This is a genomic window from Arthrobacter paludis (assembly GCF_056782315.1).
The window spans coordinates 64,862-80,175 of sequence record NZ_JBXAEW010000020.1; the positions used below are offsets into that span (position 1 = coordinate 64,862).

The 15,314-nt window shown below is 73.9% G+C and carries 13 protein-coding genes; 8 read left to right on the forward strand and 5 right to left on the reverse strand.

The genetic code is table 11. The annotated features are described in order from the left end of the window. Positions 1–4 precede the first annotated feature (4 nt). A complete protein-coding gene (locus AC1Q5D_RS15610; protein ID WP_481739381.1) occupies positions 5–2,383 on the forward strand; it encodes a bifunctional salicylyl-CoA 5-hydroxylase/oxidoreductase in 2,379 nt (792 codons plus the stop codon). A gap of 57 nt (positions 2,384–2,440) precedes the next feature. Here the strand turns inward: AC1Q5D_RS15610 and AC1Q5D_RS15615 are convergent, their stop codons facing one another. After that, on the reverse strand, positions 2,441–3,040 hold the full coding sequence (locus AC1Q5D_RS15615; protein ID WP_481739382.1) for a DUF305 domain-containing protein: 600 nt from the start codon (positions 3,038–3,040) through the stop codon (positions 2,441–2,443). Positions 3,041–3,270: 230 nt separating this feature from the next. Between AC1Q5D_RS15615 and AC1Q5D_RS15620 the strand changes: the two genes are divergently transcribed. Further along, positions 3,271–4,215, forward strand: a complete 945-nt coding sequence (locus tag AC1Q5D_RS15620) for a PaaX family transcriptional regulator (protein ID WP_481739383.1) — start codon at positions 3,271–3,273, stop codon at positions 4,213–4,215. Between the two features lie 22 nt (positions 4,216–4,237). Here the strand turns inward: AC1Q5D_RS15620 and AC1Q5D_RS15625 are convergent, their stop codons facing one another. Beyond that, entirely contained in the window at positions 4,238–5,035 is a 798-nt protein-coding gene (locus AC1Q5D_RS15625; RefSeq protein WP_481739384.1) for an alpha/beta hydrolase family protein, read from the reverse strand. A gap of 8 nt (positions 5,036–5,043) precedes the next feature. Further along, positions 5,044–5,523, reverse strand: a complete 480-nt coding sequence (locus tag AC1Q5D_RS15630) for a cupin domain-containing protein (RefSeq protein WP_481739385.1) — start codon at positions 5,521–5,523, stop codon at positions 5,044–5,046. A gap of 214 nt (positions 5,524–5,737) precedes the next feature. On the opposite strand from AC1Q5D_RS15630, the gene AC1Q5D_RS15635 reads away from it, so the two are divergent. Together AC1Q5D_RS15635 and AC1Q5D_RS15640 are read left to right on the forward strand one after the other, a co-directional pair. Then, entirely contained in the window at positions 5,738–6,796 is a 1,059-nt protein-coding gene (locus AC1Q5D_RS15635; protein ID WP_481739386.1) for an MBL fold metallo-hydrolase, read from the forward strand. Beyond that, on the forward strand, positions 6,793–8,439 hold the full coding sequence (locus AC1Q5D_RS15640; RefSeq protein WP_481739387.1) for an MFS transporter: 1,647 nt from the start codon (positions 6,793–6,795) through the stop codon (positions 8,437–8,439). Before AC1Q5D_RS15635 ends, AC1Q5D_RS15640 begins: the two co-directional genes overlap by 4 nt. Before the next feature lie 16 nt (positions 8,440–8,455). On the opposite strand, the gene AC1Q5D_RS15645 is transcribed toward AC1Q5D_RS15640, so the two are convergent. After that, positions 8,456–9,715 carry an MFS transporter gene (locus AC1Q5D_RS15645; RefSeq protein WP_481739388.1) on the reverse strand — a complete coding sequence of 420 codons (1,260 nt, stop codon included), beginning with the start codon at positions 9,713–9,715 and terminating at the stop codon, positions 8,456–8,458. Positions 9,716–9,820: 105 nt separating this feature from the next. Here AC1Q5D_RS15645 and AC1Q5D_RS15650 point away from each other — a divergent pair, with 105 nt between their 5' ends. The 4 genes from AC1Q5D_RS15650 to AC1Q5D_RS15665 all read left to right on the forward strand — a co-directional run bounded on the left by AC1Q5D_RS15650 (position 9,821) and on the right by AC1Q5D_RS15665 (position 14,427). Beyond that, a complete protein-coding gene (locus AC1Q5D_RS15650) occupies positions 9,821–10,615 on the forward strand; it encodes an IclR family transcriptional regulator (RefSeq protein WP_481739389.1) in 795 nt (264 codons plus the stop codon). A 168-nt stretch (positions 10,616–10,783) separates the two neighbouring features. Then, the gene (locus AC1Q5D_RS15655; protein ID WP_481739390.1) at positions 10,784–11,764 is read left to right on the forward strand and encodes a PDR/VanB family oxidoreductase; all 981 of its coding nucleotides are present in this window, start codon (positions 10,784–10,786) and stop codon (positions 11,762–11,764) included. A 19-nt stretch (positions 11,765–11,783) separates the two neighbouring features. After that, positions 11,784–12,983, forward strand: a complete 1,200-nt coding sequence (locus AC1Q5D_RS15660) for a cytochrome P450 (RefSeq protein WP_481739391.1) — start codon at positions 11,784–11,786, stop codon at positions 12,981–12,983. 46 nt (positions 12,984–13,029) lie between these two features. Then, positions 13,030–14,427 (forward strand): MFS transporter, encoded by a 1,398-nt coding sequence (locus AC1Q5D_RS15665; RefSeq protein ID WP_481739392.1) that lies wholly within the window; start codon positions 13,030–13,032, stop codon positions 14,425–14,427. A gap of 438 nt (positions 14,428–14,865) precedes the next feature. Here the strand turns inward: AC1Q5D_RS15665 and AC1Q5D_RS15670 are convergent. Next, the coding region (locus AC1Q5D_RS15670; protein WP_481739393.1) for a transposase at positions 14,866–15,314 on the reverse strand (449 nt) is incomplete at its 5' end.

Here is a 15,314-nt window from a genome sequence, read left to right on the forward strand (position 1 = left end):
AGCCATGAAGATCGCAATCGTTGGCGGGGGCCCCGGCGGCCTGTACTTCGCCGCACTGATGAAGCAGCTGGACCCGGCGCACGAGATCACGCTGTGGGAGCGCAACGCCGCCTCCGACACGTTCGGCTTCGGCGTCGTGTTCTCCGACGAGACGCTGGGCGGCATCGGCAACGCCGACCCCGTCGTCGCCGATTACATGTCCCGCCGGTTCGCCCGCTGGGCCGACATCGACATCCACTACCGCGGCGAGCAGCTCACCGTCGGCGGCCAGGGCTTCGCCGCCATGAGCCGCAAGGAGCTCCTCGAGCTGCTGCAGCGGCGCACCCTCGAGCTCGGCGTGGACGTCCGCTTCTCCACGCTGGCCCCGCCCGTCGAGGAGCTCGAGGCCGACTACGACCTGGTCCTCGCCGCCGACGGCGTGAACTCGCAGATCCGCGCCAAGTACGCGGAGGACTTCGGCCCGGACCTGGACGTGCGGCCCAACAAGTACATGTGGCTCGGGACGGACCAGGTGTTCGAGGCGTTCAAGTTCTTCGTTAAGGAGACCGACGCCGGCACCATGCAGATCCACGGCTACCCGTACTCCGACGCCGGCTCCACGTTCATCGTCGAGATGCACGAGGACGTCTGGCGCCGCGCCGGCTTCGACGCGACCGAGGGCACCGCCTTCCCGCCCGGCGTCTCCGACGAGCAGGCCGTCGCGAAGGTCCGGGAGATCTTCGCCGAGGAGCTCGGCGGGTACGAGCTGCTGACCAACAACTCCAAGTGGATCAACTTCACCACGGTACGCAACCGCACCTGGCGCCGCGGCAACCTGGTCCTGCTGGGCGACGCCGCGCACACCGCGCACTTCTCGATCGGCTCCGGCACCAAGCTGGCCATGGAGGACGCCCTCGCCCTGGCCGCCTGCCTGCACGAGCACGCCGGGATCGACGCGGCCCTCGAGGCGTACGAGACCGAGCGGCGCCCCGTCGTCGAGTCCACCCAGCGCGCCGCCCAGGCGTCGCTGGAGTGGTTCGAGTCGATCGGCCAGTACCGCGACCAGGAGCCCGTCCAGTTCGCGTTCAACCTGCTGACCCGCTCCCGCCGCATCACGCAGGAGAACCTGCGGCTGCGCGACCCGGACTTCGCCCGCCGAGTCGAGGAGCACTTCGCCGCCAGCCAGGGGCTCGACGGCGTCGCGCCGGCCATGTTCCAGCCGCACGCGCTGGGCCCGGTCGAGCTGAAGAACCGGATCGTCGTGTCCCCGATGAACATGTACTGCGGCGAGGGCGGCCTGCCGACCGACTTCCACGTGGTGCACCTGGGCTCCAAGGCCCTCGGCGGGGCCGGGCTGGTCATGGCGGAGATGACGGCGGTCTCGGAGGCCGGCCGCATCACCCCGGCCTGCGTGGGCCTGTACACGGACGAGCAGCGCGACGCCTGGTCCCGCGTCACCGGCTTCATCCACGGCAAGACGACGGCGAAGGTCGGCATCCAGCTCGGCCACGCCGGGCGCAAGGGCTCCACGAAGCGCATGTGGGAGGGCATCGACCAGCCCCTCGACGAGGGCAACTGGCCCACCGTCTCGGCCTCGCCCCTGCCCTACGGGCCGGACAACGCGGCCCCGGCCGAGCTCGACCGCGCCGGCATGGACCAGGTCGTGGCGGACTTCGCCGCGGCGGCCCGCCGCGCCGACGAGGCCGGGTTCGACGTGGTCGAGGTCCACGCCGCCCACGGCTACCTGCTCTCCGCGTTCCTGTCCCCGGTCGCCAACCGGCGCACCGACGGGTACGGGGGCAGCCTGGAGAACCGGCTGCGCTTCCCGCTGGAGGTCTTCGACGCCGTGCGCGCCGCGTGGCCGCAGGACAAGGCCCTGACCGTGCGCATCTCCGCGACCGACTGGATCGACGGCGGCAACACGCTTGACGACGCCGTCGAGATCGCCCGCGCGTTCGTCGCCCACGGCGCGGACGGGATCGACGTGTCCACCGGGCAGGTCGACCCCGCGGAGAAGCCGGCGTTCGGGCGCAGCTACCAGACGCCGTTCGCGGACCGCATCCGCCAGGAGGTCGCCGAGCCGGCCGGCGCGAGCGTCATCGCCGTCGGCGCGATCTCCTCCTACGACGACGCGAACTCCATCCTGCTCGCCGGGCGCGCGGACCTGATCGCCCTGGGCCGCACGCACCTGTACGACCCGCAGTGGACCCTCCACGCGGCCGCCGAGCAGGAGTACCGCGGCGACGGCGCCGAGTGGATCGCCCCGTTCCGGGCCGGCCGGCGCAAGCCGCCGAGCGCCCGCACCGACGCGGTCCGCCCGCGCCTGTCCCTGCTGCGCGAGCCGCAGGCCGAGGACAACCCGCACCTGCGCTGGAAGCCCAAGGCCCCGGCCGCGGCGCGCTAGCCACGCGGCCACCGGCGGCCCGCACCCCACCCGGGGTGCGGGCCGCCGGTGTTAAGTTCAGTTGGTGGGGCATTGGCGCTGGGCCGGCTCCCGGTATTCGGGGACCGGGCGGGCCTCTGCCTCCTGGGCCGTCGTGGCCGCTCCATGGCGTTCGATGTCCCGGATGAGCCAGTCCATCTCGAAGATTTCCCTCCGCTGGGCCTCGCTGATGTCGACGGCCAGTTCGCACACCCGGACGTCGACCAGCTCTGCGCGCTCTGAACGGGTGATCGCCAGGGAGTGGTGCGGGATCATCGAGCTCATGAACGCCGTGTCCTGGACCGTGGTTTGGCTGCGGTCCAGGTATGCGCCACCGCCGAGCAGGAGCAGGCTGACCACAACGACGGCAACATTCGCCTTGGCGTTGCGGTACATGTTGGACATCCAGGCGAGCATGACCAAACCCATGGTCCCGCCCATGGCCAGGGCCATGAACAGGCGGCTCTCGCTCCACCGCACGTGGCCCCATGCGTAGGAACCAATGAACATCACGGCGTACATCACGGCCATTCCAGTCAGGATCATCGCCCCGAACCGCAGGTACATCATGGCCGTCCCGTGGCGGTTCTTGCCGTCACGGTGCGACCGTGCCGTTTCTTCGGTGGGCTCGTTCGACATGCGTTCTCCCTCCAAGGTTCGAGTGGCGGCGCCCTGGCGTGCGGGACGCCGCGGTGCGGCCGTTCCCCGGTCACGGCGGTCGCGTGGCCTGGCCGGACGGGCAACGCCCCCGACGGTAGGCCGCATCCCGCGCGGGGTGAAGCGCGGCCGGAAAGCCCGACACGGCCGGGAGGCGGACCCCGGCGATAGCATGGGCTTTCCATTGTCGCCGGAAGCGGAGTCGCCAGCCCATGCCCAAGCCGCTCCTGCAGGAGCTGATCGTCACGCTGTTCGGCCTCTACGCGCCCGAGGCGGGCCGGCTTCCCGTCGCGTCGCTGGTCGCGCTGCTGGGGGACCTGGGGGTCGACGGCGGGGCCGCCCGCTCCAGCGTCTCCCGACTGAAGACCAAGGGCATCCTCGAGCGGACCAACGGGGGAGGACCCGCCGCGTACTCGCTGGCGCCGTCCGCGCTGGACGTCTTCCGCCGGGCCGACAGCAGGATCTTCGCCCCCGAGCGCTCCCGCCCCGGCGACCCGTGGGCCCTCGTCGTCTTCTCCGTGCCCGAGGCCGAGCGCGGCCGCCGCTACGAGCTGCGCAGCGCGCTCGCCGGCCTGGGCTTCGGGTTCATGGCAGCCGGCGTCGCGATCGCCCCGGCCACCGTCCTGGACCAGGCTCTCGAGCGCCTGGCCGAGCTGGATCTGGCCCGCTACGTCGAGTCCTTCACCGGCCACTACGGCCTGGAGCGCGAGCTGCGCGCCAAGGTGGGGGAATGGTGGGACCTCGATGGGCTGGACGCGGAGTACGCGGAGTTCATCGACGACTACGCCGGCGAGCTCGAGGCGTGGCGGGCCCGGGCAGGCGAACGGCCCCGCCCGGAGGGGGCGGGGCCGCAGGGCGCGGGGCCGCAGGACTGTGGCGCGGCCCCGGACGGCGAGGCGGCGCCCGGCGGTGCCGCGCCCCGGGACCGTGCGGTGGTCCGGGACGACGAGGTGGCGGCGCGGGACGCGTTCGCCCTGTACGTGCCGTTGCTGACCCGGTGGCGCCGCTTCCCGTACCGGGACCCGAACATCCCGCTGGACCTGCTGCCCGTGGGCTGGAAGGCGCCGCGTGCGAAGCTGCTCTTCCTCGAGCTACACGCCCTACTGGCCGAGCCCGCCGCCCGTCACGCTGAGACCCTGCTCGCGCGCGCGGTCTGACGCGCCGCCGCGTCGGGCCGCGCTACGCCGAGACGCTGCCGATGCCCGCCCCGCGGCGCGCGGGCGAGACCCCTACGCCGCCCATCCACTCCTCCACGTGCGCCCAGAACGTCCGGGCCGGGTCGACGGTGGCTAGGTGGTCGAGGTCGTGGGGCAGGAGCGTATCGACCCGGTCGCCGGCCTCGAGCGCGGCGACCAGGTAGTCCAGCGAGTGCCGCAGCGGGACCCGCTCGTCCGTGGCGCCGTGCACCAGCAGGACCGGGCGCCCCGCCGGGACCCGGGCCAGCGGCGACGCGTCCACGTACACCGCCGGGGCGGACCCGGGATCGGCACCGAAGTACTCCTGCGCCGCGTCGTCCCCGAGCCGCTCGGCGTGCGTGCGCGCCGCGTTCGTGACGGGCGCGAGCGCGACGACGGCGTCCACGGACTCCGCCGCCAGCAGGGCCAGCTGCCCGCCGACCGAGTGGCCGACCGCGACGAGCGGGAGGCCGCCGCCCGGCCGGGTCCCGCCGTCGTCGGGCGCGTCCTCCACCCGGGCGCCGCCGTCCGCCCACTCGGCGACCGCGGCGCAGCCCGCGCGCACGTCCTCCAGCGGCGCCGGCCAGGCGGCGGCCGGGCCGCGGCGGTACTCGACGTTCGCCGTCGCCCACCCGGCCGCGGCGAGCCGCGCCTCCAGCGGGCGCATCAGGTCGAGGGTGTGGCGCTCGCGCCAGTAGCCCCCGTGGACGAGCACGGCGGTGCCGCGCGGCCGGTCGGCGGCCGCGCGGCACTGAACGTACTGGTCCGGGTGGTCCCCGTAGCGCAGGGTCTGCACGGACACGGCGTGCCCTACGCGCCGGGGACGGAGCCCGGGGGCAGGAAGTCGACGTCGTGCAGCGCCGAGCGGCGGACGACCTCCTCCGGGTCCGTCAGGTTGTGCAGCTGGTCGAAGAGCTGGCTCAGCCGGCCGGCGGGGCTGACCCAGAACAGCGCCTTCCCGGCCTCCTCGGTCTTGTTGTAGTACGCGTGGGGGAGGCCCTTCGGCATGCGGACCGTGTCGCCGGGGCCGGCGGTCGTCCACTCGCCGTCCAGGTACAGCGTGTACCGGCCCTCGAGGACGTAGATGTGCTCGTCCTGCGTGGGGTGCACGTGCGGGGGCACGCCGGTGCCGGTCGGGTCGAGGGAGAGCCACGCGAAGCTCGTCGAGCTCTCCACCTTGGCCAGGTAGGTGTGGCCGAGGACGTTCCACGTCTTGTTGCCCATGGCCTCGCTGGCCAGGGTGATGCCCTTGGGCAGGTCGCCCAGGATGATCTCTTGGTCCTGCTTCATCTCCACAACGGGTCCTTTCTCGGTGGGTCGATCCGGCTGTGCCGCCGCTCACAGCATGGCAGTCCCGAACAACATATGCAACGGGTATTGCGATCGCTAATTTCACTCCATATGATGGGCGTCACATTCCTGGCCGGTTCCCGCCGGCCGCGTTCGCGGACCAGCCCACGGTCCCGCGTCCCCAGCCCGCCAACCCATCGAGAAGGGCCACTCCATGACCACGAACCAACGCGTCGGCATGTCCGTCCACGCCCTCGGCACGGGAGGGGGCCCGATCGTCTCCGGGTCCCGCGCCGGCACGAGCACGGCCATCCGCGTCGACGGGTCCACGTACGTCATCGACTGCGGCATGGGCAGCATCCGCAACTACCGCACCTCCTGCGCCTGGGAGGACCTGCGGGCCGTCTTCCTCACCCACCACCACTCCGACCACATCTACGACCTCGGCTCGTTCCTCGTCACCGGCTGGCAGGTACCCGGCGAGTGCTTCGGCCGGCCGATCCAGGTCCACGGGCCGGGCCGGCCGCCGCGGATCCCGGCCCTCGACGAGGAGCACGCCCGCGACATCGACGCCCGGACCAACGGGCGCCAGATGGCCGGGACGGCCGAGATCGTCGATGCGCTGCTGGACCGCGTCTTCGCCTCCGACGTCGCCATCCGCATGGCCGACGAGGGCCGCGACGACCCGCACGAGTGGGTCACCGGCCACGACATCGCGATCCCGGCGGCCGCGGGCGCGGACCCCGTCCACGCCCGCCACCCGGAGATGGAGCCCTTCGAGGTCTACCGGGACGAGCTCGTGACGGTCACCGCGATCCTGGTCGACCACCGGCTCTGCTACCCCGCGTTCGCGTTCCGCGTCGACTCCGCGTACGGGTCCGTGGTGGTCTCCGGGGACACCGCGCCGTCGGAGAACCTGGTGCGGCTCGCGGCCGGCGCGGACCTGCTCCTGCACGAGGTCATGGACCTGGACGCGATCCTCGCGACGTTCCCGGACGGGCCGAAGCGCGACGGCATCGCCGTGCACCTGAAGGAGTCGCACACCTCCTACGACGAGGTCGGCGGGATCGCCCGCGCCGCCGGCGTCGGCAGCCTCGTGCTCCACCACGTCGTCCCGAACACGCCCGGCGCCGCGGACACGGCGAAGATGGCGGCCGTGGCGTCCCGGGACTTCGGCGCGCCGGTCGTGGTCGCCGAGGACAACGACGTGTTCACCGTCGGCGCCGCCCCCGCCGGGCGCGCGGGGCAGCTGGCCGGGGCGGTGACGGCATGAGCGCGCCCACGACCGGATCCCGCCAGGGCGCGGCGCCCGGCACCCACGGCGCGGCGCCGGCGGGAGGCATCCCGCCACACACGCTGCGCGCCGCCGTCGTCCACGGCCGCATGAACCGCAGGGCCTGGACCGTCACCGGCCTGCTCGTGGTCTTCCAGATCATCAACTTCGCCGACAAGGCGGTCCTTGGCCTCGTCGCGGGCCCGGCCATGCAGGAGCTGCAGCTGACCGCCGGGGAGTTCGGCTTCATCGGCAGCGCGTTCTTCTTCCTCTTCGCCATCGCGGCCGTCGCCGTCGGCTTCCTCGCCGCCAAGGTCCCCACCCGGTGGATCCTGCTCGTCATGGGCATCTCCTGGGCGGTCCTGCAGTTCCCGATCCTGCTCGGCGGCGGCGCGGCCGTCCTGCTCGTGACCCGCATCCTGCTCGGAGCGGCGGAGGGGCCGGCGACGCCGATCTCGCTCCAGCACGTCCACGGGTGGTTCCCCGCGACCGAGCGCGGCCTGCCCAGCAGCCTGGTCGCCATCGGCTCCACCCTGGGCCCGATCCTCGCCGCCCCCGCGCTGGCCTTCATCATCGCCAACTTCGGGTGGCGCTGGGCGTTCGGCTTCCTCGGGATCGTGGGGCTGGTCTGGTCCGCCGTCTGGTTCCTGGTGGGCCGCGACGGCCCGCACAGCCACAACGCGACCGCCGCCGAGCGGGCCGAGGCCGGCCTGGCGGACGACGGCGGCGCGGCCGCGGCGGCCGACGCGGAGCCCGCCCCGGCAGGCGCCGGGGAACCGGCCGCGGACGCCGGCGGCGCCGTGCCCGGCGCCGACGGCGGGGCGCCGGGTGCCGCCGCCGCCGCCGGGGCGCCGGGCGCGGACGACGGCGGGGCGCGCGAGGCCCGCGTCAGCGGCGCCCTGCGCGGCGGCCGGGGCAGCGTCGCCGAGGTCGCCGACCTGCTCGGCATCGTCCCGATCCTGCGGGTGCTCGGCAGCCGCATGTTCGTCGCCGCGGTGCTCGCGGGCGCCGGCTGCTTCTGGGCCATGGGGTTCCTGACCACCTGGTCGCCCCGCTACCTGACCGCCGTCGTCGAGCTCTCGCCCGAGGCCATCGGCCTGGTGTCCACGTTCCCGTGGGTCCTCGGCGCCGGCGCCCTGCTGGTGCTCGGGTACGCGTCGCGGTTCCTGATGCGCCGCGGGGTCACGGTCCGCTGGGCCCTCGGCGCCCTGTTCGGGGCCACGCTCCTGGTCTCCGGGGCGTCGTTCCTGGTCCTGCCGCACGTCACCGGCGGCGCCGCCGTCGCCGTGCTGACCGTCGGGGCCGGGCTGGCGATGATCTACCCGCTGGCGCCCACCGCCGTCGCGTTCGCCGTCTGCTCGCGCCAGCGCGCCGCGGTCATGGCCACCCTGACGGGGCTCGCCTCCATCGGCGGCGTGGTCGCCCCGGCCATGGTCGGGATCTTCATGGACCGGGCCGGGTTCCTGCCCACCCCGAAGGGCCAGCCGGTCCCGCCGGAGATGGTCGCCGCGCTCACCGAGGGCATGAACGCCGCGTTCTGGATGATCGGGATCTACCTGCTCGTCGTCGGCGCCATCAGCGTCCTGCTGCTGAACCCGGACCGGACCGCGCACCGGCTCCAGAGGTTCGCGTACAACGGCTGAGCCGGACGCGCGCCAGTCAGGGGAGCGGGGCCGCGGACGGGCGGCCCCGCTCCGCCGTGAGCAGGCACGCCAGCGCGATGCCCACGGCGGAGAAGCCGCAGCACATCCACCAGGCCGCGTGCCAGCCGCCGGCCAGCGTGGCCAGCCAGGCCAGCAGCGGGGGACCGGCGAAGTTGCCGACGTTGAAGAGCTGCTGCATCAGCCCCATGGCGCCGGCCATGGTCCCGCCGGGCGGGACGACGTCGACCGTCAGCCGGGTGATGACGGCGGGGACCAGCCCGCCGACCAGGGAGAAGGCCAGCGCCGCCGCCACGCGGCCCGAGGCGCCCGCGGGGTCCGTCCCCCACGGCACGCCGAACGCGAGGACCGACAGCGCCGCCATGGACGCGAACGGGACGACGATCAGCGTCCGGACGGCCGCGCCGCCGTCGAGCAGCCGGCCCGCCGCCAGCGCGCCCAGCGCGTTGATGCCCCCGACGAGGCCGGCGAGCAGCCCGGGCCACGGGCCCGTGGCCCCGGCGTCGCGTAGCACCGTGGGGAGGAAGCCGAGGACCGCCATCCACTGGGCGGTGTAGGCGGCGAAGACGGTGCCCGCCAGCCACGGGCGCCACGAGCGCACCGTGGCCGCGATGCCGCGGCCGGCCTCCGCGGCCGCCCGCGCCCGGGACCCGCCCGGGGCCGGGCCGTCGGCCGGCACCCACCGCCAGAGCGCCGGCAGCGGCGCCAGCACGAGGACGGCCATGGCCACCCACCAGGACCGCCAGTCCACCAGCTGGAGGGCGAACGCCGTGGCGGCCATGCCCAGCAGCGTCGCGGTCCCCTGGAAGGCGCCCCACCCGGCCATCGCCCGGTTCAGGCGGGCCTCGGGGCAGGAGCGCCGGATCAGCGGCGGGCCCAGGACGGTGCACAGCAGGAACCCCACGCCTTCCAGCGCGCGGGCGGCCATGAGCCCGGTCGTGTCGCCCGCCGCGGCGCCGGCCAGCGAGCCCGCGGAGAGCAGGAGCAGGCCCACGCCGACGAGGCGCCGCAGGCCGAGCGCGTCGCCGCACCAGGCGAGGGCCAGCCCGGCCACCATGCTGGCGACCTGCACGAGCCCCACGAGCAGCCCGGCCTCGACGAGGCCCATGCCCAGGTCCGCCCGCACCCGGTCCAGCGCGGCCGGGAGCTTCCAGATGTGCGTCCCGGCCGCCACGCCCGCGGCGACGACGGCGATCCAGACGGCGTCGCCGCGCAGCCGCGCCCCGGCCCGTGGGGCGGCCGCACCCGTCGTGGTCATGGTCCTCCTCGGGAGTCTTTGCTCCACCGTCGCCGGACCGCCGCGGCGCCCGCCACTGGCGTACCATCCAATGGAAAGGTGGCGTGACAGCGGGAGGGGAGCACCGTGGCGAACGCGGAGCCGCGCAAGCGGCGCGACGGTCCGCAGGCCCCCGCGCCGCAGCCCTCGGTCACCTCCAAGGCGCTGGCCCTCCTCGGGGCCTTCGACGCCGCGAACCCGCGGCTGACGCTCAGCGACATGGCCCGGCGCGCGGGCCTGCCCGTCGCGACGGCGCACCGGCTCGCGGGGGAGCTCGCCGCCTGGGGGGCCCTCGAGCGGGTCGGCGGCAGCTACGTCGTCGGGCACCGGCTCTGGCGGCTCGGCCTGCTGGCCCCGGTGCGGCGGGACATCGCGGAGATCGCCGGCCCCTACATGCAGGACGTCCTGTTCGTGACGCAGAACGTCGTCAACCTCTTCGTGCTCGACGAGGGCGAGGCGCTCCTGGCCGAACGGATCTCCGGGACCCGGGCCGGGCAGCCGTTCCGCCGGGTCGGCGCGCGCCTGCCGCTGCACGCCAGCGCGGCCGGGAAGGTGCTGCTCGCGTTCGGCGACCCCGAGCTCGCGGCGTCCCTGCCGGCACGGCTGCCCGGGCTGACGCCCCAGACGATCACGAGCCGCGCCGTCCTCGAGGCCGAACTCGCGGAGGCGCGGTCCCGCGGCTTCGCCGAGTCGCGCGGGGAGGCCGGGGCCGACAACTACGGCCTGGCGGTGCCGGTGCTGCTGCACGGCGGGGCGGTCGCCGCGGCGCTCGGCGTCGTCGCGCAGGGGGCACCGCCGTCGGCCGGCTCCGTGGTGCCCGTGCTGCGCATCGCTGCCCGCGGCATCGCCCGCGGGCTGGCCACGGGCCACCGCGGCCCCTAGCTGTACTACCCCGCGCGGCTGGGGACGCCGGCGGCGGGGCGGCGAACCCGGAGACACGCTTTCCGTCCAATGGAAGGTCGCCGGGACGGTGTGTTGCGCCCCACCTACTCTCGTGATGACGGCCGCACCACTCGGCGGCCGGTCCGCAAGACCACGAGGAGCAGTTGCATGACCACCCAAGCCCCCGCACAGGCGCCCGCCGTGCTCGACACCACCGTCGAGACCGTCGAGCGCGTGGCCGACGGCGTCGTTTCGCTGGTCCTGCGCCGGGTCGACGGCTCCGACTTCCCCGCGTGGGAGCCGGGCGCGCACATCGACGTGCTCCTGGAGGACGGACTCGTCCGCCAGTACTCGCTGTGCTCGACCCCGACGGACCTGTCCACGCTGCGCATCGGCGTGCTCCGGGTTCCCGACTCCCGGGGCGGGTCCAGCCACGTGCACGACAAGCTCACCCCGGGCACGCCGCTGTCCATCTCCGCCCCCCGCAACAACTTCCCCCTGCGCGACTCGCGGAAGTACCTCTTCATGGCCGGCGGCATCGGCATCACCCCGATCATCCCGATGCTGGAGGCGGCCGAGGAGGCCGGGCGCGAGTGGGTCCTCTACTACGGGGGCCGCAGCCGCGACACCATGGCGTTCGCCGACCGGCTCGTGGAGCGCTACGGCGCCGAGCGGGTCCGGATCATCGCCGAGGACACCGAGGGCCGCATGGACCTGCAGGAGATCCTCGGGATGCCGCGGGCGCACATGCTCGTCTACGCGTGCGGCCCGGGCGGCATGCTGCGCGCCGTCGAGGACTTCTGCATGGGCTGGCCCCCGGGCGCCCTGCACACGGAGCGCTTCGTGGCCGACTCCCTCGGCGCCGGGGGCAGCTCCGAGCCGTTCGAGGTCGAGCTCGCCCAGACGGGCGGGACGGTCACCGTCGCCCCGAACCAGACCATCCTCGAGGCCGTCGAGCAGCGGGGCGCCCGCGTGCTCTCCAGCTGCCGCGCCGGCCTGTGCGGCACGTGCGAGACGCGCGTGGTCGCGGGCGAGCCCGACCACCGGGACGCCGTGCTGACCCAGGAGGACAAGGACTCCGGCGAGGTCATGCTCGTCTGCGTCTCCCGCGCCGCCGCCGGCTGCAGCCGCCTCGTCCTCGACCTGTAGAACCCCGCAAGGAGCACCGATGACCACCGCAACCCACGAGCCGGCCTCCATCGCCGAGGACCCCTTCGATCCGGCGCACCTGACCGACCCGTACCCGTTCCTGGCCCGCCTGCGCGACGCCGGCGCCGTGTCCTACCTCGAGGCGACCGGCAGCTACGCCGTCGCCGGCTACGAGGAGGTGTACGAGGTCCTCACCGACTTCGAGACGTACGTGTCCTCCGGCGGGCTCGGCCCGCGGGACATCCGCAAGGACTCCGGCTGGCGCCCGCCGAGCATCCTCGAGTCCGACCCGCCCATCCACACCGTGATGCGCCGGGCCCTCACCGGGGTCATCAACCCCGGCACCGTCCGGGCGCTGCGGACCCCGTTCACGCCCCCGGCCGTGGAGCTGGCCGAGCAGCTCGCCGGCCGGTCGCGGTTCGACGCCGTGACGGACCTGGCGGAGAAGTACCCGCTGCGCGTGTTCCCCGACGCCGTCGGCATCCCCGACGAGGGCCGCGAGCACCTGCTGCCCTACGGCAACATGGTCTTCAACGCGTTCGGCCCGGAGAACTACATCTACCAGCAGGCCTTCGCCCACGGGGACGAGCACGCCGCCGCCGTCATGAAGAACTGCGCCCGCGAGTCCATGGACGCCGTCGGCTTCGGCGCCCGGATCTGGGAGAAGGCCGACGAGGGCCTCATCACCGAGCAGCAGGCCACCCTGCTGGTCCGGGCCCTGCTCTCCGCCGGCGTCGACACCACGATCTTCGGCATCGGCAACACGCTCTCCGTGCTCGCCCGCTACCCGGAGGCGTGGGCGCGGCTGCGCGAGAACCCGACCATGGCCAAGTTCGCCGTCGACGAGGCCCTGCGCCTGGAGTCGCCGTTCCAGAAGTTCCACCGCACCACCAGCGTGGACACCGTCCTGGGCGGCGTGCCGATCCCGGCCGGGTCCAAGGTCCTGGTGTTCATCGGCGCCGCGAACCGCGACCCGCGCAAGTGGGGCGACGACGCCGACGAGTTCAGCTTCGACCGCTCCTCCTCCGGGCACGTGGCCTTCGGCATGGGCCTGCACCAGTGCGTCGGCCAGCCGATCGCCCGGCTCGAGATGGAGGTCCTCCTCCAGGAGCTGCTCAAGCGCATCGCCACCATCGAGCCGGCCGGCGAGCCGACCCCGATCCTGCACAACGTCCTTCGCGGCTTCGAGTCCCTCCCCGTCGCCGTGACGGCCGCCTAGCGTTCCCCCTCCCTCACTGCCCGTTCCCCCCGACAGGAGCCCTCCCATGGCCCTTCAGTCCCAGCCCGTCACGCCGCCGCAGGCCCCCAGCGCCGGCGTGGACCCGCACGACCCCGCCCACTGGAGCGCCCGCCGCCGCAAGCGCTACGGCTGGACCGTCACCGGCATGCTCCTGGTGCTGATGATGATCAGCTGGGCGGACAAGGCCATCCTCGGCATCGTCGCGGTGCCCATCATGAACGACCTGGGGCTGACCCCGCAGCAGTTCGGTCTCCTCGGCTCCGCGGTGTTCATCCTGTTCGGCGTCGCGCAGCTGGTCGCCGCGCCGATCGCCAACCGGGTCAAGGCGAAGTGGATCCTGCTGGTCCTGTGCCTGATCTGGTCGGTGGCCCAGGTGCCGATCTTCGTGTTCGCGTCCCTGCCGGCCCTGTGGTTCAGCCGCCTGCTGCTGGGCGCCGGCGAGGGCCCGCTCGCCCCGATCTCGATGCACGCGACCTACAAGTGGTTCCCCGCGGCGAAGAGCGCCACGCCGGCGGCCGTGACCTCGTCCGGCGTGACGCTGGGCATCGTGGCGTTCGCCCCCGTCCTGGCGTGGGTGGCCGCGGAGTTCGGCTGGAAGGCCACCTTCGTCTTCCTCGCCCTGATCGGCGTCGTCTGGGCGGTGGCGTGGTTCTTCGTCGGCAAGGAGGGCCCCTACACCTCGGCCCAGGCCGAGCGCGAGATCGAGGCCCGCGACCGCGGCCTGGACGCCCCGCAGGAGCCCGTCGCCACCGGCGCGGCCGCCGCCGCGGACACGAAGGTTGCCTACCGCAAGTCCTTCCTCACCCCGACCTGGCTGCTCGCGGTCCTGTGCTCCTTCTTCGGCTACTGGACCTTCACGGTCGCGACGACGTGGCTGCCCGCCTACTTCGAGCACGTGCTCGGCGCGTCGACCCAGCAGGCCGGCTCCCTCATCACCCTGCCCGCCCTCTGGGGCGCCGTCGCCACGATCGGCCTCAGCTGGCTCACCGAGCGCCTGGGCGCCCGCGGCATGCCCAGCCGCCGCTCCCGCGGCCTGGTCCTCGGCGGCGCGGCCGCGTTCTCCGGCACCATGGTCATGCTCGGGACCCTCGCCACGGCGCCGTGGCTCGCGACCCTGTGCTTCGTGTTCGGCTTCGGCACCGCGCCGGCGCTGTTCGCCCTGACCTACCTCGTGGCCGCCGAAACCACCACGATCGGCCAGCGCGGCGCCCTGCTGCAGATCACGAACGCCGTCCTGACGGCGGGCGGCCTGCTCGCCCCGGCGGTCGTCGGCTTCATCGTCGGCGGCGCGGCCGCCCCCGCGGCCGGCTACACGCAGGCGTTCCTGCTGACCGGCGCCGTGCTGGCGGGCGTGGGCGTCCTCTCCTGCCTGTTCATCAACCAGCAGCGCGACCGGCGCCGCCTCGGCCTCGACGTCGCCTGACGCCAGCCGACCTCCCGCCACCATGCCCCGCCCCGTCCCCCTGGGGGCGGGGCATGGTGCTGTCCGGGGACGGGACCGGGGACGGGGGTCTGGGACCGGGGACCGGGGACTGGGGAGGACTGGGACCGGGGCCGGGGTCGGGGACCGACGAGACGGGGCCGGGGGCCGACGAGCCGGGAGCGGGGGCTCGGACCGGGGCTCCCGGGGCTCGAGGACAACTCGGGGGCCCGCGCCGAGGCTGTCCTCCGACCGGCTGCTCCGCGGGTGGGGACCGACGTGGTCCCCTGGGTCGCGGGCGGGCCCGTCCGCCGGCTCGACCGCGCGTCCCCTCGTGGCACTCCCGGGACAGACGAAGGCGGCCGCCCCGGTGGTGGGGCGGCCGCCTTCGTGTGCGGGGCGTGGGACGCCTAGATGATTAATTCCCATTAGTTGGGGGTGTTAGTGGTCGTAGGCGGTTAGCGAGCGCTTGGTGCCGGCGTTGGTTTTCCAGTTGTGCCAGATGCCCGTGGCAAGGGCGAGGAGTTTGGAGGCCACCCTGGCGTACAGGCCCTCGATCGTGCGGGCCCCGTGGTGTTCGAGGCCGAGTTGGCCCTTGAGGGTGTCGAAGACGGACTCGATCCATTGGCGGATGCCCCCGAGTCGGCCGAAGCGGGGCTTTTCGTCCTTGCGGTCGGGGCGGATGAGGTGGGCTCCGAGGTCTTCGGTGACGAAGGCCTCGAAGTCCCGTCCGGCGAAGCCCTTGTCGCCAAGGATGACCTGGCCGCTGCGGATGAGGTGGTGGTCCCGTTCGAGCATCGCCTGGGTGGCCTCGCGTTCCCCGAGCTTGGGGTTGGCCAATCCCCAGATCACCGGCATCCCGTCGGGGGTGCTGATCAGGTAGAGGCGCA

Coding starts and splice junctions, on each gene's coding strand:
- AC1Q5D_RS15615 (WP_481739382.1), bottom strand. CDS start 3,040: ATGTCGAACGAGCCCACCGAAGAAACGGCACGGTCGCACCGTGACGGC.
- AC1Q5D_RS15665 (WP_481739392.1), top strand. CDS start 13,030: ATGGCCCTTCAGTCCCAGCCCGTCACGCCGCCGCAGGCCCCCAGCGCC.
- AC1Q5D_RS15630 (WP_481739385.1), bottom strand. CDS start 5,523: ATGAAGCAGGACCAAGAGATCATCCTGGGCGACCTGCCCAAGGGCATC.
- AC1Q5D_RS15640 (WP_481739387.1), top strand. CDS start 6,793: ATGAGCGCGCCCACGACCGGATCCCGCCAGGGCGCGGCGCCCGGCACC.
- AC1Q5D_RS15660 (WP_481739391.1), top strand. CDS start 11,784: ATGACCACCGCAACCCACGAGCCGGCCTCCATCGCCGAGGACCCCTTC.
- AC1Q5D_RS15645 (WP_481739388.1), bottom strand. CDS start 9,715: ATGACCACGACGGGTGCGGCCGCCCCACGGGCCGGGGCGCGGCTGCGC.
- AC1Q5D_RS15655 (WP_481739390.1), top strand. CDS start 10,784: ATGACCACCCAAGCCCCCGCACAGGCGCCCGCCGTGCTCGACACCACC.
- AC1Q5D_RS15635 (WP_481739386.1), top strand. CDS start 5,738: ATGACCACGAACCAACGCGTCGGCATGTCCGTCCACGCCCTCGGCACG.
- AC1Q5D_RS15620 (WP_481739383.1), top strand. CDS start 3,271: ATGCCCAAGCCGCTCCTGCAGGAGCTGATCGTCACGCTGTTCGGCCTC.
- AC1Q5D_RS15610 (WP_481739381.1), top strand. CDS start 5: ATGAAGATCGCAATCGTTGGCGGGGGCCCCGGCGGCCTGTACTTCGCC.